The following is a 19,423-nucleotide window of genomic DNA, read 5'->3' as shown; positions in this document are numbered from 1 at the left end:
CGCTCCCCGCGGGGCTGCACCAACGGATCTCAGGCCGGCAGGTTCGCCCGGGCCACCTTGTCTTGCAGCTTCATGATGGCGTAGATCAGCGCTTCCGGCCGCGGCGGGCACCCGGCCACGTACACGTCCACAGGGACGATCTTGTCGACCCCGTCGACCACATTGTAGCCCTGGTAGTAGGGCCCGCCGTTGGACGCGCAGGCGCCCATGGCGATGACGTACCTGGGCTCGGCCATCTGGTCGTACAGGGTCTTGATCACCGGCGCCATCTTCTCGGTGACGGTCCCCGCCACGATCATCATGTCGGCCTGGCGCGGCGAGGCACGGAACACCGACCCCAGCCGGTCCAGGTCGACGCGGGAGGCGCCGGCCGCCATCATCTCGATGGCGCAGCAGGCAATGCCGAAGAGCAGGTACCAGAGGGAGTTCTTGCGGCCCCAGTTGACCAGGGTCTGGAGGTTGGTGGTGATCACGCCGGGCAGGTACTCCCAGACGCCCGGCAGGCGCTCCGCCGCCCGGTCGATCAGGTGCTCGGGGTCCGTCTCGTCCCAGGCCACGTCGGCCAGGGTAATGCCGGAGGGACCCGTCACCCGCGGGTTGGTCACGCCCATCGTAACACCTTCTTCTTCCAGGCGTAGATCAGGCCCACACCCAGCATGACGATGAACAGGGCCATCTCGATGAAGGCGAAGGGACCCGCCTGGACCAGCTCGCGGAAGCGGACGGCCCAGGGATAGAAGAAGACCACTTCCACGTCGAACACCAGGAAGATCAGGGCGAAGATGTAATAGTGGATGCTGTACCGCACGCGGGCATCGCCGTAGGGGCGGATCCCGGTCTCGTAGGTGGTGAGCTTGCTGGGCTCGCGCCAGTCGCGCCGCAGCAGCCGGCTCACGGCCACGTTGACCATGGGGAAGCTGGCCCCGGCGATGAGGAAGACCAGCACGTCGATCCAGATCCGGGAATCCAACTGGCCGACCCCCGTTCCCCCGGCGGGCTGCCGCCACCGGACACCGTCTACCGGCCGGCGTTACCGGGAAGGCGTCACCGGGCAAGAGGTAAGAAAGGCGACGGGCGGGACTTCGTGAAATTCGGAACATGACGGAGCCCGCCCGAAAGCCATCCACATTATATGGAGAAGCAAAAATGGGTGTCAACCAAAGCGCCATGCGGCCTCGTGGACTCCCGGGGCGCCGCCCGGGGCTCCCCCCGGCGGGCAACCGGGTCCCCGCAGGCCGCGGTCACCGGGGCCCGAGCCGGTGCGGGCCGGGCCCGCCGGCCACCCTGCACCGCCTGCCGGCGGGCCTTCTAGGTCCCGCCCCCTGCCGCCGCCGGCCCGCTGGTGGGGCCGGGTTCGTCCGCCGGGTGCCAGGCGGCCACGTTCCAGAAGAACCCGCCCGGCGAGCCGCTGATGGGGCCTTCCACCCCCTGCCGCACGCCCAGCACCAGGATCTCCTGCCAGAGGAACAGGGCGGGCTCCAGCTCGGCCAGCCGCTGCTGGACCTGGCGGTAGATCACCCGCCGGTCCCCGCCGCGCCGGCCCTCCTCCAGCAGCCGGTCCACCTCGGCGTCGTGCAGCCCGGTGAAGTTGAGGTGGCCCGTGGAGTGCCAGAGGGCGTACCCGTCGGGGTCGACGCCCACGCCGACCCCCAGCAGGGCCGCCTGGTACCGGCCCTCCCGGAGGGCTGCCACCAGGTCGGGCCAGTCCACCACCTGCACCTCGGCGGCAATGCCCACCTGGCGGAGGAACCCGGCCAGCATGTCTGCCGCCTCCTCGCGGTAGCGGTTCTCCCGGTGGGTGATGATACGGATGGCCAGCTGCTGTTCGCCCCGCTCGCGCACGCCGTCGCCGTCGCCGTCGACCCACCCGGCCTGTTCCAGCAGGGCCCGGGCGGCCTCCGGATCATAGCGCGGCGGGGATTGGGTCGCCGCCCACCAGGTCCCGGGCAGGCCCGGTCCCGCCAGCACCTCCGCATAGCGGCCGAACAGCGCGCCCACCAGGGCCGGCCGGTCCACGGCCTGCTCCATGGCCTGGCGCACCGCCGGGTCGGCCAGGATCGGGTCGGCCAGGTTGTACGCCAGATAGGTATAGCCCAGGTCCGGGAACTCCACCAGGCGCAGCGGCTCCTGGCCCGCCACCACCCGGCGGGCGGCCTCCGGCGAAAGCCTGCCGGCGTCGACCTCGCCTGCCAGCACCGCCCGGTCCAGCTCCTCCTGATCGCGGAAGAACCGGACCACCACCACCGGGTACCCGGGGGCCTGCTCCCTCGGCAGGTCCTCCCGGGCCACCAGCCGCGCCTGGACACCCGGCACCCAGCTGTCCAGGCGATAGGGCCCGGAACCCACGGGGTGACCGGTATGGAAGGGGTTGCGGGGGTCCAGCGCCTCGGCCTGGCTGGCGAAGGCGTGGGCCGGAACGATGGGAAGGGTGAAAAGCTCCAGCGCCGGCGCGTAGGGCTCGGAAAAGGTGACCACCACCGTCCGGGGATCGGGAGCCCGCACCGCTCCCCGTTCCAGCCAGCGGTCGTAGGCCGCCATGGCCCGGGCCTCCCAGGCGGCTTCATCCAGCAGGCCTGCCTGGCGGTCCCGGTCCAGCCGCTCCAGCTCCGCCAGGTAGGTCTCGGCGCCGTTCAAGGCGGCCAGGTTGTAGGCCGCCAGGCGGTCGGCCCGGGGGTGGAGGCGAGTGGTCAGGGAGAAGACCACGTCGCTGGCCGTCACGGGCCGGCCGTCCGACCAGGTGGCCTCCGCCAGGTGCAGCGTGTAGACGCGCCCGTCCTTGCCGACCTCCCACGAGGCGGCCAGGTCCGGTTCCACTTCCATCCGGTCGTTGTACCGCACCAGGCTGCGAAAGAGCAGCGGCTGCAGGGGGTGGCGCTCCGTCAAGAGCGGGTTCCACCCTTCAAACCCGCCCAGGCTGCCCAGCACCAGCTGGGGCGGCTGGGGGCCGTCCCCGGGCGCCGGCGCAGGCGTCGCGCCACCGCCGGCCGGCATCGCGGGGGCGCGACCCGTGGTGCCGGCCATGCGCCAGATTCCTGCCACGGCGGTGATCACCAGGGCCAGGATCAGTGCCGCCCCCAGGCGGCGCCGCCAGCTCAGCGTCTGCTCGGTCAAGCGCCATCCTCTCCCTACCCGTTGCTCACCCATGGCGCGCTGCGGCAAGGGTCTTGCCTGCCCTGCCCGGGCCCCGCCCCGGCGCCGCGGGGGACGGCCGCCCTTCCCCCGTCCCTACCGCCGGGGCAGCTGGACCAGCCGCGCCCGGGCCTCGCCCCCCTCCAGCTCCAGCCACCCATAGCTCGGCGCCGGCGCCCAGCGCGGGTCGGTGGGCGAACCCGGGTTCAGCAACAGCACCCCGCCCCGCCGCTCCAGCAGCGGCTGATGGCTGTGGCCGAAGACCACCACCGCCGGCGGCGGTTCCTCGCCGGCGAAGGCCGCCAGGGCCCGCTCGGGGGTCGACCGTCCCCGGCCCAGATGGCCGTGGGTCACCCCCACCCGGACCCCGTCCCGTTCCACCACGGCCCGTGGCGGCAGCCGCCGGTACACCTCCGGGCCGTCCACGTTGCCGTGGACGGCGACGACCGGCGCCAGCAGGGCCAGTTCATCATACACGTCCAGGCTCACCAGATCCCCCGCATGGATGATCAGGTCGGCCGCAGCGGCCGCCTCCAGCACCGCGGGGGGCAGCGCCCGCGCCCGGCCGGGGATGTGGGTGTCGGACAGCACCAGGACCCGCGTCGCCACGGGGCTCACCTTCCGGAGAGGCCGTCAGGCGCCCGGGCCCGGTTGCACCGCCGCGCCGGTCTCCGCCGCCACCCGGGCCAGGTAGCCCTCCCGCAAGCGGGCGAACACCGGTCCGGGCCGGCCGCCGCCCACGGGCCGCCCGTCGACCTCCACCACGGCCAGCACCTCGCTGTTGGTCCCCGAGAGGATGACCTCCTCCGCCCGCTCCAGCCAGCCGGCGGGGATGGCCTGTTCCCTCACCGCCAGCCCCGCCTGCCGCGCCACGTCCAGGACCACGGCCCGGGTGACGCCGGGCAGGATGTTGGCCAGGGGGTGGGTGTATAAGACCCCGTCCAGCACCACGAACACGTTGCTCGACGTGCCCTCGGTCAGCAGGCCGTCCCGGACGAACAGGGCCTCGTAGGCCCCCGCCCGCGCCGCCTGTTGCTTGGCCAGGACGTTGGGCAAAAGACCGGTGGTCTTCACCCAGCAGAGCCCCCAGCGGTTGTCCGGCACGGTAATGGCCTTGACGCCCCGCTCCACCGCCTCCGCCGGCGGCGTGCCGCCCGGCCGGGCGATGGCCACCACCGTGGGCTGCAGCCCCTGGGGCCAGGCATGGCTGCGCGGGGCGACCCCGCGGCTCACCTGGACGTACACCGACCCGTCCCGCACCCCGTTGCGCCGGATCAGCTCGTCCAGCAGGGCCGCCCACCGCGCCCGGTCATAGGGCAGGGGGATGTCCAGGGCCGCGGCGCTCTGCTCCAGCCGCTCCAGGTGATCGTCCAGGCGGAAGAACCGGCCGCCGTAGCAGCGGATCACCTCGTAGATCGCGTCGGCGAAGAGGAAGCCGCGGTCCTCCACGGGCACCACGGCCTGCTCGTAGGGAACAAAGGATCCGTTAAGGAAGACGACTTCCGGCGGCAAAGGGTTCCCCTCCCTCTCCGGGCCGCACCTGGCGCGCGCCCCGCACGGTGGCCCGGATGCATTCCAGCCCGTCCGGCCGGTAGAGGGCATTGCCCACCACCACGGTGTGGGCACGGGCGGCCATGACCGCCGCCTGCTCGGCGGTGCTCAGCCCGCCGCCGTAGAACAGGCGGGCCCTCCGCAGGGCACCGGCCGCCGCCTCGACCCACGCCGGGTCGCCCAACCGGCCGCTGTACTCAATGTACACGATGTCTGCGCGCAAGAGCCTCTCCGCCACCGTCGCCCAGGCCGCCACCGCGCCGGGTCCTTCCGGCGGCCGCGCCGCCGCCACCCGGGCCACCGTGGCGGCGGGGTTGCAGACCACATAGGCCACCGTCACCACCCGGTCCCAGGGAACGGGAATGCCCGGCGCGATGCGGTGCAGGTTCGCAAAGGCTTCCTGGTGGGCGCCCACCAGCCAGCGGGGGTCGGTGGTGTTCAGCACCATGGGGATCAGGTACCAGTCGGCCCCCGGCACCACCGCCTCCACCGACGAGACCTCGATGGCCACGGGCAGCCCCGTCTCCCGGGCCGTACCCAGAAGGCCGAACACGGCCCCGCGCCGGATGCCGTCGCTGCCGCCCAGGACCAGGGCGTCGGTGCCCGTGGCCGGCAGCCGGGCGATGACCGCCGGATCCAGCGGGCGGGCGGGATCCAGCTTGACCACATGGCGCCAGTTCCGCCAGTCCATCCCCTTCCCCCCATGCCATGACCGCGGGCCCTGGGCCCGCAGGCGGACGGGGCCCGCGGCGGGCCCGGCAGGCTCGCTTCGCCACCGGCGGCCGCGGCCCCTGCCCTGTTGTCTGGCGAATGCTGGCTCCGCGCACCCCCGGCGGGCAGTAGCCGCGGCGCGGCGCGATGGTACGCGCCTGGCGGCGGCACCTGGCTGGGCGGTTGTGGCAAAAGGAGTGAGGAGGTGGCGCAGGTCGTGCATGGAGACCATAGCTCGCCACGTCGATGATGGCATCCCGCAGGCTCGCGCGCCGGGCCCCGGCGTCCCCGAGGCGCACGGCCGCGCTGAAGGGAGGCGGCGGGCCCCGCCGGCGGAGTGCCACGGCCAGTGGCCGCGGCGGAGGAGCAACGCGGCCCCCTCCGGTTGAAGTTCTTGGGCCTGTGGCCGCGTTGGAGGGACCGCGAGCCCCCGCCGGCGGCGTGCCGGGGGCCGGCGGCGGCGCACCAGCGCGGACCGCCGGCGACTCCCGTTCAGGCCCGGTCGGCCGCACCGGGCCGTCGCCGGCCTTCGGCCAGCAGCCAGGCACAGGGCAAGACCACCAGGGTCAGGGCCGTGGAGGTGAACAAGCCGCCCACCAGCACCGCCGCCAGGGGCACCTCCAGCTCGCTGCCCTGCCCCGGCACCAGGATCATGGGCAGGGAGCCCAGCAAAGTGGTCAGGGCCGTCATCAACACCGGCCGCAGCCGCCGGCTCCAGGCCAGGCGGATGGCGGTCGCGGCATCCGCACCGGCCGCCCGGTAACGGCGCGCGGCGTCGACCAGCACGATGCCGTTGTTGACCGCGATCCCCGCCAGGACCACGGCCCCCATCACCGCCGTCAGCCCAATGGCATGGCCGGTGGCGGCCAGGCCCGCCACGGCGCCGGTCAGGGCCAGGGGCAGGGTCACCATCATCAGGAGCGGATGCACCAGGGATTCGAACTGGGCCGCCATCGCCATGTAGATCAGAAGCAGAGCGCCCAGGGCCGCCGGCACCAGCGTGCCGAACCCTTCGGCCATCAGCACGGCAGTGCCCGCCGGTTCCACCGCGGCGCCCGGCGGCAGCACGGCGGCCACCCGCTCCCGCGCCCGGGCCACGGCGGTGCCCAGGTCGATCCCCTGGACCCGGGCCGTCAGGGTCGCCGCCAGCCAGCCGTTCCGCCGCACCAGGGCCGCCGGCGTGTGGCCGGGGCGCACCACGGCCAGGTCGCCTAGCCGCGCCCAGCCCGCTCCTCCTGCCACGGGCAGGCCCGCCAGGCCCGGCCCCCCGGTGCCCTGCGGTGCTCCGGTACCTTCCCGGCCCCCGGCATCCTGGGGTCCCCCGCCACCTTCCCGGCCCCCGGCACCCCCCGCGCCGCCGGCGCCGCCTGCCGCCGCGGCCAGGGCCGGGGTGGCCACCCCGGCCGGCGACTCGTCGAGGCGCAGGACCACGGGCAGCCAGCGCCCTTCCACCCGCGCCCGGGCCACCGTCTCGCCGGCCAGGGCCAGGCGCAGCTGCTGTCCCACCTGGACCGGGGCCAGCCCGAAGCCCGCCGCGGCCGCCGCGTCGACCCGGACGGCCAGGCGGGGCTCGGTGCGGTCCAGATCGACCGCCACGTCGGCCAGCCCGGGGGTGGCCGCCAGGGCACGGCGGGCCCGTTCCGCCGCCCGGGCCAGGGTCGCGGCGTCGGGAGCCCGCACCGCCAGTTCCACCACCGGCGCCCCGGCCCCCACTTCGGCCCAGAGGTTGCGCGGCCGCACGGTGACCTCGGCTCCCCCGAGGCCGTCGCGGCCTTCCCCGGCCCGGGCCAGGAGCCGGCGGATGCGCTCGGCCCAGGCCTGGGACGAACCGGCCCCTGCCGCCAGCTGGACCCTGACCAGCCCCTGATTCGGTCCTCCCGCCTGCCCCGGCCACGGGCCGCCGCCCGCCCGGCTGATCACCGCCTGGACCCCGGGCAGGCCGGCCAGGGCCGACTCCACCTGCCGGATGGCGTCGGCGGTGGCGGCCAGGGACGCCCCTTCGGGCAGGGTCACGGCGATGTCCACGGCGCCCTCGTCCACGGCGGGCAGGAATTCGGTCCCCAGGCGCGCCGCCGCCGGGATGGAAGCAGCCACCAGCACCAGGGCCGCCAGCAGCGTCAGACCCGGACGGGCCAGGCAGGCCTCCACCGGCCGCGGCAACCGGCCGGCTGCGGCCGCCCCTCTCATGCCGGCGGCGGATGCGGGCGCAGCGGGCCGGCCGAACGGTGCGGAGGCCGGCCATCCGCGGGCGGGAGACCGCGGGCCGGGAGGCGCAGGGGCGACATCCTGGGGGCTTGGAGAGCCGGCCGGCGCAGCGGCCGGTTCTTCCAGCCACCAGGCCGCCAGGGCGGGCACCACCGTGACGGCGACCAGCAGGGAGGCGGCCTGGGCCAGGGCGTTGGTCACCGCCAGGTCGTGGAACAGCTGGCCAGGCAGCCCGCCCAGGAAGAGCACGGGCAGGAAGACGATCAGGTTGGTGACGGTGGAGCCGGCGATGGCGGCCGCCACCTCCTCGGTGCCGGCCGCGGCGGCCTCGGCGGCAGGGAGGCCTTCCTTCCGGCGCCGGGCAATGCTCTCCAGCACCACGATGGCCTGGTCGACCAGCACGCCCGCACTCAGGGCAAGGCCGCCCAGGCTCATCACGTTGAGGGTCATGCCGGCCAGGTGCATGGCGGCCAGGGTGGCGCAGGCGCTGACGGGAATGGCGGCGGCGATGACCAGCACCGCCCGGCCGCGGCGCAGGAAGAGCCAGAGGATGGCCACGGCCAGCAGGCTGCCGGCCAGCAGGGACTGCCCCACGCCCCGCACCGCCCGCTCCACCAGCAGGCCGCCGTCGTAGGTCACCGTGGCCTGCCAGCCCGGCAGGGAGGCCAGGGCGGCCGCCAGGGCCGCGCGCACCGCCCGGCTGACGGACACGGTGTTGGCCGCGGGTTCCTGGTAGATCACCAGGCCCAGGCCGTCCCTGCCGTTCAGCCGCTCCAGGCTGCCGGGCGGATCCCGCCGGATGTGGATCCGGGCCACATCGCCGAGCCGCACCGGCACGGCGCCGGCCAGCACCGGCGTCCCCTGCCCCGCGGCCCGGCCGAGGACGCCGGCCGCCACCGCGGCCGGGTCCCCTCCACCCCCGGCCGCGGCGCCCCACCCCGGAGCCTGGCCGGGCGCCGCGCCATCGGACCCCGGAGCCCGCCCCACAACCAGCCCGGTGGCGCCATCGAATCCCGGAGCCCGGCCCGGAGCGAGCCCCGCGGCACTCCCGGGTCCCGGAGCCCGCCCCGTTCGACCACCGGGGGCCGCGCCACCCGGGGCCTCGGCGAGATCCGTTGCCCCCGCCATCCCGTCCCGGGACCGGCCAGGGAACAGGCCGGGAAGCAACCCGCCGCCCAGCTTCCGGAGCAACGCTCCCGGGTCCAGCAGCAGGTCCTCCGCCGTCCTGCCGGGCGGGAGCGGCAGGCCGGGCTCGCTGCCCGGGACGCCCGGGACGCCGGGGACGCCGCCCGGCGCCGCCGGAGCCGGCACCGCCACCGGCGAGGACAGGCCGACGACCACCCGCTCCAGGGCGTCCAGGCGGTGGAACCCGCCCTCCACCTCCACGGGCCAGCGGCGGCTCCCGTCGCTCCCCGCCACGGCGCCCGCCGGCACGGTGGCCGCGGCAGCCGCCACGGCGGCCTGCACCTGCCCCGGCACCAGCCCGTGCCGCCGCAGCGCTGCGGCGTCCAGCACCACCTCGACCCGCTCCGCGGGAGCGCCGCGCAGGGTGACGGCGGCCACGCCGGGCACCGCTTCCAGCCGCGGCAGCAGGGCCTCTTCCGCCCGCCGGGCCCGTTCCACCGCATCGCCGGGACCGGCCAGGCTGACCTCCATGACGGGCAGCTGCTGGGGGTCGAACCGCAGGATCTGGGGCCGGCCCGTCCCGGGCGGGAGGGGCACGGCGTCCAGGCGCTGGTGCACCTGCTCCCGGGCGACCTCCAGGTCGGTCCCCCAGTGGAAGCGCAAGACCACCACGGCCGTCTCGTCACCCGAGCGGGTGGTGATCTCGTCGACCCCGCTGACGGTCCGCAGGGCCTGGGTGAGGGGCTGGCCCAGCAGCTGGTCGATGGCCTCCGGGGAGGCCCCCGGGAGGGAGGCGACCACCGTCAGCACCGGCGGGTTCAGGGCGGGCAACAGGCCGACGGGCAAGGTGCGCAGGGCGAAGAACCCGGCCCACACCAGCACCCCCATGGCCATCAGGGTGGCCACCGGCCGTGCGATGGCCCAGCGCCATACCGGCACCGCGGACCCTCCCCGAAAAGGACCGGCGGCGCGCAGGCGCCGCCGGTTGGGAGGGTGGCCCGCCGGCCCCCGTTTTATCCGCTGGTTTCCGCTCCGGGCCCGGTGGTTTCCGCTCCGCTCCGGACCCGGGGGCACCCCCGGCGAAGGCTCGGGAGCCCAGCCGGGGCCCGGCCGGAGCCACCGGTTCGGCCGTCTAGCCCTTCAGCCGCTCTCTCAGGAGCTCGTTGACCCGCTGGGGATTGGCCTTGCCCTTGCTGAAGCGCATCACCTGGCCGACCAGAAAGCCCAGGGCCGTCTCCTTGCCGCCCCGGTAGTTGGCCACCGCCTCGGGGTTCTCGGCGATGGCCCGGTCGACCCACTCCGCCAGCTGGGCCTCGTCGGTCACCTGCACCAGGCCCCGCTCCCGGACGATGGCCTCCGGGTCGCCGCCCTCCTCCAGCATGATGGCGAAGACTTGCTTGGCGATCTTGCCGCTGATGGTGCCCTGGTCGACCAGCCGGAGCAGGGCCGCCAGCTGCCCCGGCCCGAAGGGCAGGTCCTGGACCGTTCGCCCGGTGGCGTTGAGGTGGGCCAGCACCTCGCTCATGATCCAGTTGCTGGCCGCCTTGGGCGCCACCCCTGCCGCCACCACGTCCTCGAAGAACCGGGCCAGGGCCGGATCGGCGGTCAGCACGCCCGCGTCGTAGGCCGGCAGGCCGAATTCTTCCACGTACCGGGCCCGGCGCTGGCGGGGCAGCTCGGGCAGCCGCGCCCGCAAGCCCTCGACCCAGGCCTCGTCCAGCACCAGCCGGGGCAGGTCGGGCTCGGGGAAGTAGCGGTAGTCGTGGGCCTCCTCCTTGCCGCGGGAGGGCCGGGTCACGCCCCGCCCCTCGTCCCAGTGGCGGGTCTCCCGCTGGAGCGGCTCGCCCCGGCGCACCGCGTCCAGGTGCCGGGCCACCTCATGCTCCAGGGCCCGCACCACCGAGCGGAAGGAGTTGAGGTTCTTGATCTCGGTGATGGGGGTGCGCAGATCGGTCCCGCCCGGCCCGGCCCCCGCCACCACCACGTTGACGTTGGCGTCGCAGCGCAGGGAGCCCTCCTCCATGCGCACGTCGGAGACGCCGGTGTAGAGGATGGCGGCCCGCAGTTCCTGCAGGAACAGGCGCGCCTCCTCGGGCGAGGCCAGGTCGGGTTCGGTGACGATCTCGATCAGGGGCACCCCCGCCCGGTTGAAGTCCAGGAGGGTACCCGTGGCGTCCTGGTCGTGGACGGACTTGCCGGCATCCTCCTCCAGGTGCAGCCGCCGGATGCGGATTCGCTTCGGCCCCTCCGGCGTGTCGATCTCCACCCAGCCGCCGGTGGCCAGGGGCTGGTCGTACTGGGAGATCTGGTAGCCCTTGGGCAGGTCGGGGTAGGTGTAGTTCTTCCGGTCGAACTTGGTCTCCCGGGCGATCCGGCAGTTGAGGGCCAGGGCCGCCAGGGCGGCGTACTCCAGGGCCTGCTGGTTGAGGACCGGCAAGGTGCCGGGCAGGCCCATGCACACCGGGCAGACGTGGGTGTTGGGCTCGGCGCCGAACTGGTTCGGGCAGCTGCAGAAGATCTTGGTCCGGGTGCGCAGCTCCACGTGGACTTCCAGCCCCACGATCACCCGGTAGCGCAGCCCGTCCTGCTCCTGCCACGGTTCCGCGGACGAACCGGCCGCAGGCCGCGGGCCGCCGGCGGCAGGGATCGCAGCGGCCTGCCCCGCAGCGGCATCGCGCACCGCAACCCCAGTCGCCGCGGCCGGCGCCATGGCGGCCCGGGACGGCATCGCCGCGGCGTCGCGGGGGCGATGGGCTTCCGCCGCACCCGTCATGCCGCAACCCTCCCCACAGGCGGCCGCAGGTCCAGCCGCAGCCGCTGCTCGATGGCGTAGGCGACGCGCAGCACCGCGTCCTCGGCGAAGGGCCGGCCGATGATCTGCAGCCCCACGGGCAGCCCGCCGGCGAAGCCGCAGGGGACCGACACCGCCGGCAGGCCCGCCAGGTTGACGGGCAACGTGCAGATGTCCGCGGCGTACATGGCCAGCGGGTCCTCGGTGCGGGCGCCCAGGGGGAAGGCCACCACCGGCGAGGTGGGCGTGATCAGCACGTCGAAGGTCGCGAAGAGCCGGTCGAAGTCGTCCTTGATCAGCCGGCGCACCTGCAGCGCTTTGCGGTAGTAGGCGTCGTAGTAGCCTTCCCGCAGGGCGAAGGTGCCCAGCAGGATGCGGCGCTTGACCTCCGGGCCGAAGTTCTTCCGGGTCTCCAGGTACATGCCCGCCAGGTCGCCGGCTTCGGCCCGGAAACCGTACCGCACGCCGTCGTAGCGGGCCAGGTTGGAGGAAGCCTCCGCCGTGGCGATCAGGTAGTAAGCGGGTAGGGCGTGCTCCGCCGACGGCAGGGAGGTCTCCTCCGCCACGGCACCGTCGGCCACCAGCCGCTCCACCGCCGCCCGGACCGCCTCCGCCACCGGGGGTTCCACCGCCTCGCCGTAGAACTCCCGGGGCAGGCCGATGCGCAGGCCCTCCACCTCCCCCGTCAGGGCGTCCCGCCAGGCGGTCACCGGCACGGGCGCCGAGGTGGCGTCGGCCGGATCCGGCCCGGCGATGGCCTCCAGCAGCAAGGCCGCATCGGTGACGTCGCGAGCCAGGGGGCCGATCTGGTCCAGGGACGAGGCGAAGGCGATCAGCCCGTAGCGGGACACCCGGCCGTAGGTGGGCTTGAGACCCACCACGCCGCAAAAGGCCGCGGGCTGGCGGATGGAGCCGCCGGTGTCCGAGCCCAGGGCCGCCGGCGCCTCGCCCGCCGCCACCGCCGCCGCCGACCCGCCGCTGGATCCGCCGGGAACCCGCTGGGGATCCCAGGGGTTGCGGGTGATGCGGAAGGCGGAGTTTTCCGTGGACGACCCCATGGCGAACTCATCCATGTTGGTCTTGCCCAGGATCACGGCCCCCGCCCGGCGCAGCCGCTCCACCGCCGTGGCCGTATACGGCGGCCGGTAGCCGGCCAGCAGCCGGGAGGCAGCCGTGGTCGGAACGCCCTGGATGCAAAGGTTGTCCTTGATGGCCACGGGGACTCCCGCCAGGGGCCCCGCCGCCTCGCCCCGGCGGCGCCTTTCGTCTTCCTCGCGGGCCTGGGCCAGGGCCAGCTCCGCCGTCACCGTCAGGTAGGCCCCCACCGTGCCGTCCAGCTCCTGGATCCGGTCCAGGAAGAGGCGGGTCAGCTCCCGCGAGCTGACCTCCCCCTTCGCCAGGCGCTGGGCCAGGCGGTGGGCCGGTTCGAACCAGAGTTCCTCCATCATTCGATCACCCGGGGAACGCGCAGGAATGGGCCGCTGCGATCGGGGGCGGCGGCGAGCAGCGCCTCGCGGTCGGTCCCCGGCCGGGGCTCGTCGGGCCGGGTGACGTTGCCGAGGCCGCTGAGAACGTGGGTCAGGGGCTGGGCGTCGCCGGTCTCGACCCGGCGCAGCTGGGCCATGGCCTCGACGATGCGGACCATCTGGCCGGCCAGGCGCTCCTCTTCCGCCGGATCGAGCCCCAGCCGGGCCAGGGCGGCGATGCGCCGCACCTCCTCCCGCGTGATGTCGGCCATGCTCGTCCTCCTCTCGTGCGGCCATTATACACCAAGGCTTCCCGGCCCCGGAGGAACCGGCAGCGCCGCCCGGCGCCGCAGGCACGGGTCGCCTCACCCCCGTCACACCCCGCAGATCAGGCTTTCCAGATCCCGCGGGTAATAGGTCAGAAGCTCGATCCCGGTCTCGGTGACCAGCACCGTGTCCGAGTGGCGGAAGCCGCCCAGGCCGGGCACATAGAGCCCGGGTTCGACGGAAAAGACCATGCCCGGCTCGATCAGGGTCTCGTCGCCGATGTCCAGGAACGGTGCCTCGTGGGCCAGCAGGCCCAGGTTGTGCCCCACGTGGTGGCGCCAGTAGGGCCAGAGGCCGTGCTCGTCATAATAGCGGCGCACCTCCCGGTCGACGGCGGAGCAGGGCACGCCCGGCTTGATGGCAGCAAAGGCCACCTCCTGCAGCTCCACCATGTGCCGGAAGAACCGGACCTGCTCGGCGCTGGGCTCCCCCACGAACATGGTCCGCTCCAGCTCGCTCAAATACCCGCCCACGTAGGCGGCGGCTCCCGTCACCAGCACGTCGCCGGGCTTCAGGATGGCGTTGATGGTCACCGCGTGGGGCAGGGCGCTGTTGGGTCCCACCTGGCCGCGGAAGCCGGCAAAGGCCGAGAGCGGTCCCACCGGCCGACGTGCCCGGCCGAAGGCCCGGATCATGGCCATGGTGGCCTCGTGGGAGGCCTGGTGGCTGATCTCCACCTCGCTGGCCCCGGGGACCGAATACTCCTGGAGCAGCTCGTGGGCCAGGTTGCCCCAGCGGCAGCTCTCCCGGATCAGGGCGATCTCCTCGGCCGATTTGACCAGGCGATGCCGCTCGATGAGCCTGGCATCCACGGTGATGCGGGCCTCCGGCAGCAGGTCGGCCAGGGCCGGCCCCTGGTAGCCCCAGGAGGAGCCGTAGCCCGCGGCCTCCGCCAGCAGATGGGCCGCCCCCAGGCCCCGGTCCTTGAGCCACCGGGCCAGGTGCTCCATGGGGTGGATCTCGCCGGGGTACTCGGGGTAGTCCCTCACCTCGTCCACCGGGGCGACCAGCTGGGCATGCTCCAGCTCCAGGCGGGGGACCAGCAGGCCGCAGCGGCCGCCCTCGTCCAGCACCAGGGCGGCCGGCCGCTCGGTGGGGATGAAGTGAAAGTTGGTCAGGTAGAAGATGGACGTGGGGCTATAGGTGATGAAGGCCGACGCCCCCTGCCGGGCCAGTTCCTCCTGAACCCGGCGGCGCCGGCGCAGAAGCTCGGCGTCGCTGATGCGCCAGTCGTGCTGGTGGCCACCGGTGTTGACGGTCATCGTCCCATCGCCGCCCTCTCCGTGCAGTGCGCCGTTAAGCGCCCATGGACTGTGGAATCCGGAAGTGCGCGTCAAATCCGGGCAAACCGGTCGATGATGCGAATCACGTACTCGATGCCGCGGTAGTAGTCGTCCACGTAGGCGTTCTCGTTGGGCGCGTGGACCAGGGAGCCGTGGTGGCCGATGCCCACCCCGTCCACGGTGGCGGTCAGGCCGATACGGTGGAACAGGAACATGGGCCCTGTCCCCGCCGCCCGCGGCCGCACCACGGGTTCGACCCCGTAAACCTCCCGGGCCGTGTCGCGGATCACCCCCACCAGGGGATGGTCCGGGTCGGTCTGGGCCGGGTCTTCCGGGCCGAGCACCACGATCTCCAGGTCGCCGAAGCCGTGGCGGTCCAGGTGGGCCCGCAGCTTCGCCAGGATGTCATCGGCCCGCTGGTCGGGGACCAGGCGGAAGTCGATCTTGGCCCGGGCCTCCCGGGGCAGCACCGTCTTGGTCCCCGGGCCCGTGTAGCCCGATACCAGGCCGCAGATGGTGCAGGTGGGAGCGTAGAGCAGCTTTTCCTGCAGCGCCGTCCCCCGCAGGCCGCCGATGAACTCCTCAAGCCCCCAGGAAGCCAGCATCTCGTCTTCTTCCAGGGGGAACTGCTCCAGGAGCCGGCGCTCGGCCGGGGTCGGGCCGCGCACGGCGTCGTAAAAGCCCTCGATCAGCACCCGGTCCGCGGCCACGTCTTTCAAGGTGCCCAGGGCCTGCACCAGCCGCCAGGCCGGGTTGGGCACGATGGCGGCCAGGCTGGAGTGCAGGTCCTGGTTGGCCGCCCGGGCCACCAGCTCGACGTAGAGGATGCTCTTGCACCCCGCGGAGATGGCAGGCCGCCCCCGGGCGTCCTTGCCGCCCGACTCCCAGACCACGCCGTCGGCGGCCAGCCGGTCCGCGTACCGCTCCATGAACTGGTGCAGGTGGACGCTGCCGATCTCCTCTTCCCCTTCAATGACGAACTTGACGTTGACGGGCAGCCGGCCCTCGCCCTTGAGCCACGCCTCCACCGCCTTGATGCGGGTCATCAGGTTGCCCTTGTTGTCGGCCACGCCCCGGGCGATCAGGCGCCCGTCGCGGATCTCGGCCGCGAAGGGGTCGACCTCCCATTCCTCCAGGGGCTCGGGCGGCTGGACGTCGTAATGGTTGTAAAAGAGCAGGGTGCGGGGGGCACCGGCGTCGATCTCCCCATAGACCACGGGGAAGCCCCCCTCCAGGGGAACCACCTCCACCGTGGCGCCGATCCCCTTGAGCATCGCGGCCACCAGCCGGGCGCAGTCCTCCATGCCCAGGTTCTGGGCCGCCACCGAGGGCTGGCGCAGCAGGGTGCGCAGGTCGTCCAGCGCCGTCTCCCGGTGGGCCCGGCTGTAGGCAAGGGCACCTTCCAAGGGAGAATCCCTCCTCATCAACCAGCGTGGGCCGGCCGCGGGGCCGGGTGAGGGAACGGCCGGCCGGCGTGGGGCCGGCGCCGCGGGGGCCGGTGCCAGGGGCGCCATGGCGAGCCCTTTGATCAGCCATGGCGCGGGTGGCAACGGGGGCGCCGGTGGACCCACCTTCCACGGCCGTGCGGGCATTCCCTCCCGGCATGACGGCCCCTGCCCGTGGCGGGTATTGCACGGGCAGGGGCCGGGCGCCCTGGGGGGCCGCCGGAAGGGGCAAGGCTCGCAGCAGCCAGGGGCAAAGCCGGAGCCTAGGGGCGCGGGCCCGGCTCTGCCGGTTCCACCGCCCTGGACATCCTTTCACTCCAGGGGGAAGTGGCAGGCCACCGCGTGCCCCGGGCTCAGCACCCGCAGCGCCGGCATCTCCTCCCGGCAGCGAGGCTGGGCAAAGGGGCAGCGGGGGTGGAACCGGCAACCCGGCGGCGGGCTGGCCGGCAACGGCACGTCGCCCTGTAGGACGAGGCGTTCCCGGCGGCGCCGCGGGTGGGGTGCCGGAGCCGCCGACAGGAGGGCCGCCGTGTAGGGGTGGGCCGGGTGCTGGAACAGCTCGTCCACGGGCGCCACTTCCACCAGCTGGCCCAGGTACATCACCCCCACGCGGGTGGAGACGTGGCGGACCACGTTGAGCCCGTGGGCGATGAAGAGGTACGTCAGCCCCAGCCGCTCCTGCAAGTCCGCCAGCAGGTTGAGGATCTGGGCCTGCACCGACACGTCCAGGGAGGAGACGGCCTCGTCGGCGACCACAAACCGCGGGTTCAGGGCGATGGCCCGGGCGATGCCGATGCGCTGGCGCTGGCCGCCGGAGAACTGGTGGGGGAACCGGTGGCGCCAGGCCGGGTTCAGCCCGACCAGCTCCAGGAGCTCCGCCACCCGGCGATCGCGGTCGGCCCGCCGGCGCATGCCGTGCACCCGCAGCGGCTCGCCGATGATGTCCGCCACGGTGAACCGCGGGTTCAGCGAGCCGAAGGGATCCTGGAAGATGATCTGCATCTGGCGCCGCACCCGCCGCATGGCGGCCGGCGGCAGGGCAAACAGGTCCTGGCCGTCGAACCAGACCTTCCCTTCGGTGGCGTCGACCAGCCGCAGGATCAGCCTCGCCAGGGTCGATTCGCCCCAGCCCGACTCCCCCACCAGGCCGAAGGTCTCCCCGGGGTAGATCTCCATGGACACGCCGTCCACGGCCCGCACGTGCCCCACGGTGCGGGACAGGATGCCGCGGGTGATGGGGAAGTACTTCTTGAGTCCTTCAACCCTGACCAGGGGTTCGCCCCCCTGGCCGGCCTGGCCTGGCGCTTCACCGGCGCCCCCCGCTCCGGCCGGCCGGACCGTGGGGGTTGCGGGTTCGACCGCTGCCATCAACCGGTCACCTCCCCAGCACCGCCCGCTGCCTCCGCCCGGCCGTTGCCGAAAGCTGCCGGGCCGCTGGAAGAATCCGGCGGACCGTCCCCTGTACCCCAGTCCCCTGCAACCACCCCGGCCTCCTCCGGGTTTCCGATGGTAAACCCGGCCGGCCCGGCAGGGGTGCCTCCGAACCGCAGCCCCTGGGCGGCCACCTGCTCGGCCAGCCAGCAGGCGACGTGGCCCCCCTCCCAGGGCCGCAGGGGCGGCTCCTCTTCCCTGCAACGGGGCTCGGCATAGGGACAGCGCGGGTGGAACCGGCACCCCCGCGGCATCCGGTCGATGCTGGGCACCGAACCGGGAATAGCCCACAGCCGGCGCTGCCGCGGCCGCTCCAGATCCGGTACCGATGACAGCAGGCCCATGGTGTAGGGGTGGGCGGGCTGTCCAAAGATCCGGTCCACCGGTCCTTCCTCCACCACCCGGCCGGCATAGAGGACCACGATGCGGTCGGCCATCTCCGCCGCCACGCCCATGTCGTGGGTGATGAGCAGGATGGACATGCCCAGCTCGGCCTTGAGCTGCCGCAGCAGCTCGAGGATCTGGGCCTGGATCGTCACGTCCAGGGCCGTGGTGGGTTCGTCGGCGATCAGCAGCCGGGGGCGGCACGCCAGGGCCATGGCGATCATGGCCCGCTGGCGCATGCCGCCGGAGAACTGGTGGGGATACTGGCGCACCCGCACCTCGGGCTCGGGGATGCCCACCAGCCGCAGCATCTCCACCGCCCGGGACCAGGCCTCCGCCCGGCTCTTGCCCTCGTGGAGCATCACCGCTTCGGCGATCTGGTCGCCGATAGGAAAGACCGGGTTCAGCGCCGTCATGGGCTCCTGGAAGACCATGGCCACGTGGCGCCCGCGGATCCGGCGCATGGCCTCCTGGCTCTGGGCCGCCAGGTCGGTGCCGTCCAGCAGGATCCGGCCTCCAAAAATGGCCCCGTTGTCGTATTCCAGCAGCCGCATGATGGCCAGGGAGGTGACGCTCTTGCCGCTGCCCGACTCGCCCACCAGGCAGACCGTCTCCCCCACGTCGACGCGGAAGGAAACGCCCTCCACGGCCAGCATGGGGCCTTGCCGGGTGATGAACCCGGCGGTCAGGTCCTCCACCTGCAGCAAGGGCCGGCTTGCCCTCTCCGCGCCGGTACCACCGGCGGCACCGGTCGCCGGCAGCGATGCTCCGGCCGGCGACGCAGCCCATGCCTTGCGGATCAACGGGCCTCACCTCCCCGGGCCTCCAGCTCGCCGGCATGGCGGCGGCCGAAGGCCACGGCCGCCCGGGCGGCCAGCCGCATGCCGCGCCCGATCCGCTCCTTTTGCCGCGGGTCAAGGGCGTCGCGGATCCCGTCGCCCACGAAGTTGACGGCCAGGACCGTCAAGAAGATGCACGCGCCCGGGTACACGGCCAGCATGGGGTTGGTCAGCATGTACTCCTGGGCGTTGTTCAGCATCTGGCCCCAGCTGGTCTGGGGCAGCTGGACCCCCAGACCGAGGAAGGACAGGGCCGATTCGGCCAGGATCGCCCCGCCGATCATGAGGGTTGCATTGACGATCAGAGGCGCCGTGGCGTTCCGCAGCAGGTGGTGGACGATGATCTCCCAGGCCGGGGTGCCGATGGCCCGCGCCGCTTCCACGTACTGCATCTCCCGCAGTTGGAGGAACTGGCCCCGGACCAGCCGTGCCACCCCCATCCAGCTGGTCAGCACCAGGATGGAGATCAGATACTTGAAATCCGAGCTGAAGATGGCCAGCACCAGGATATTCAGGAACAGGGAGGGGAACGAGAGCATGACATCGATGAGCCGCATCAACACGGTATCGGCCCACCCGCCGGCATGACAATCCCCCGCGACGATCAGAGGCGAAAAGCAAGGCGCCGGAGGACCGTGACGGTCCTCCGGCGCCTTGCCGGTTCGTCCAGTCGGGGGTTGCGCCCGGGCTGCGCCTTGGCCATGACCTCTCGTCCGGTGGCGCCAAGGACTGCCGC

At 73.5% G+C, this 19,423-nt stretch carries 15 protein-coding genes; all 15 read right to left on the bottom strand.

Going from position 1 to position 19,423, the window contains the following annotated elements:
• Positions 1 to 29 precede the first annotated feature (29 nt).
• Complete coding sequence (locus DYI95_RS01360; protein WP_116901170.1) at positions 30 to 611, bottom strand: NADH-quinone oxidoreductase subunit B; 582 nt, start codon at positions 609 to 611, stop codon at positions 30 to 32.
• Positions 602 to 970, bottom strand: a complete 369-nt coding sequence (locus DYI95_RS01355; protein ID WP_116901171.1) for an NADH-quinone oxidoreductase subunit A — start codon at positions 968 to 970, stop codon at positions 602 to 604. The genes DYI95_RS01360 and DYI95_RS01355 overlap by 10 nt, the downstream gene beginning before the upstream one ends.
• Before the next feature lie 338 nt (positions 971 to 1,308).
• On the bottom strand, positions 1,309 to 3,111 hold the full coding sequence (locus DYI95_RS01350; protein ID WP_116901172.1) for an ABC transporter substrate-binding protein: 1,803 nt from the start codon (positions 3,109 to 3,111) through the stop codon (positions 1,309 to 1,311).
• Positions 3,112 to 3,225: 114 nt separating this feature from the next.
• Entirely contained in the window at positions 3,226 to 3,738 is a 513-nt protein-coding gene (locus DYI95_RS01345; protein ID WP_116901173.1) for a metallophosphoesterase family protein, read from the bottom strand.
• 24 nt (positions 3,739 to 3,762) lie between these two features.
• Positions 3,763 to 4,641, bottom strand: a complete 879-nt coding sequence (dat, locus tag DYI95_RS01340) for a D-amino-acid transaminase (RefSeq protein WP_116901174.1) — start codon at positions 4,639 to 4,641, stop codon at positions 3,763 to 3,765.
• Positions 4,616 to 5,371, bottom strand: a complete 756-nt coding sequence (locus DYI95_RS01335; protein ID WP_116901175.1) for a heptaprenylglyceryl phosphate synthase — start codon at positions 5,369 to 5,371, stop codon at positions 4,616 to 4,618. Before DYI95_RS01335 ends, dat begins: the two co-directional genes overlap by 26 nt.
• A gap of 512 nt (positions 5,372 to 5,883) precedes the next feature.
• Positions 5,884 to 9,660, bottom strand: coding sequence for an efflux RND transporter permease subunit (locus DYI95_RS01330; RefSeq protein WP_116901176.1), 3,777 nt, complete (start codon positions 9,658 to 9,660; stop codon positions 5,884 to 5,886).
• Positions 9,661 to 9,853: 193 nt separating this feature from the next.
• Positions 9,854 to 11,494 (bottom strand): Asp-tRNA(Asn)/Glu-tRNA(Gln) amidotransferase subunit GatB, encoded by a 1,641-nt coding sequence (gene gatB, locus DYI95_RS01325; RefSeq protein WP_243149792.1) that lies wholly within the window; start codon positions 11,492 to 11,494, stop codon positions 9,854 to 9,856.
• A complete protein-coding gene (gene gatA / locus DYI95_RS01320) occupies positions 11,491 to 12,960 on the bottom strand; it encodes an Asp-tRNA(Asn)/Glu-tRNA(Gln) amidotransferase subunit GatA (protein ID WP_116901177.1) in 1,470 nt (489 codons plus the stop codon). Before gatA ends, gatB begins: the two co-directional genes overlap by 4 nt.
• Positions 12,957 to 13,250 carry an Asp-tRNA(Asn)/Glu-tRNA(Gln) amidotransferase subunit GatC gene (gene gatC, locus DYI95_RS01315; RefSeq protein WP_116901178.1) on the bottom strand — a complete coding sequence of 98 codons (294 nt, stop codon included), beginning with the start codon at positions 13,248 to 13,250 and terminating at the stop codon, positions 12,957 to 12,959. Before gatC ends, gatA begins: the two co-directional genes overlap by 4 nt.
• 102 nt (positions 13,251 to 13,352) lie before the next feature.
• Entirely contained in the window at positions 13,353 to 14,567 is a 1,215-nt protein-coding gene (locus tag DYI95_RS01310) for a Xaa-Pro peptidase family protein (RefSeq protein ID WP_116901179.1), read from the bottom strand.
• A gap of 71 nt (positions 14,568 to 14,638) precedes the next feature.
• Positions 14,639 to 15,994, bottom strand: coding sequence for a M20/M25/M40 family metallo-hydrolase (locus DYI95_RS01305; protein WP_116901180.1), 1,356 nt, complete (start codon positions 15,992 to 15,994; stop codon positions 14,639 to 14,641).
• Positions 15,995 to 16,345: 351 nt separating this feature from the next.
• Positions 16,346 to 17,401 carry an ABC transporter ATP-binding protein gene (locus tag DYI95_RS01300; protein ID WP_116901181.1) on the bottom strand — a complete coding sequence of 352 codons (1,056 nt, stop codon included), beginning with the start codon at positions 17,399 to 17,401 and terminating at the stop codon, positions 16,346 to 16,348.
• Complete coding sequence (locus tag DYI95_RS01295; protein ID WP_116901182.1) at positions 17,401 to 18,651, bottom strand: ABC transporter ATP-binding protein; 1,251 nt, start codon at positions 18,649 to 18,651, stop codon at positions 17,401 to 17,403. The genes DYI95_RS01300 and DYI95_RS01295 overlap by 1 nt, the downstream gene beginning before the upstream one ends.
• Positions 18,648 to 19,292, bottom strand: a complete 645-nt coding sequence (locus DYI95_RS01290; RefSeq protein ID WP_371731893.1) for an ABC transporter permease — start codon at positions 19,290 to 19,292, stop codon at positions 18,648 to 18,650. Before DYI95_RS01290 ends, DYI95_RS01295 begins: the two co-directional genes overlap by 4 nt.
• Positions 19,293 to 19,423: the final 131 nt, after the last annotated feature.

It is taken from the genome of Thermaerobacter sp. PB12/4term, from assembly GCF_003403315.2.
Classification (GTDB): domain Bacteria; phylum Bacillota; class Sulfobacillia; order Thermaerobacterales; family Thermaerobacteraceae; genus Thermaerobacter.
The sequence above is the reverse complement of the archived record's forward strand: the minus strand, read 5'-3'. Positions and strand labels throughout refer to the sequence as shown.

Bases quoted from the DNA above. Each gene is read 5' to 3' on its own strand.
- DYI95_RS01360 (WP_116901170.1), bottom strand. From the start codon at position 611: ATGGGCGTGACCAACCCGCGGGTGACGGGTCCCTCCGGCATTACCCTG.
- DYI95_RS01335 (WP_116901175.1), bottom strand. From the start codon at position 5,371: ATGGACTGGCGGAACTGGCGCCATGTGGTCAAGCTGGATCCCGCCCGC.
- gatB (WP_243149792.1), bottom strand. From the start codon at position 11,494: ATGACGGGTGCGGCGGAAGCCCATCGCCCCCGCGACGCCGCGGCGATG.
- gatA (WP_116901177.1), bottom strand. From the start codon at position 12,960: ATGATGGAGGAACTCTGGTTCGAACCGGCCCACCGCCTGGCCCAGCGC.
- gatC (WP_116901178.1), bottom strand. From the start codon at position 13,250: ATGGCCGACATCACGCGGGAGGAGGTGCGGCGCATCGCCGCCCTGGCC.
- DYI95_RS01310 (WP_116901179.1), bottom strand. From the start codon at position 14,567: ATGACCGTCAACACCGGTGGCCACCAGCACGACTGGCGCATCAGCGAC.
- DYI95_RS01300 (WP_116901181.1), bottom strand. From the start codon at position 17,401: ATGGCAGCGGTCGAACCCGCAACCCCCACGGTCCGGCCGGCCGGAGCG.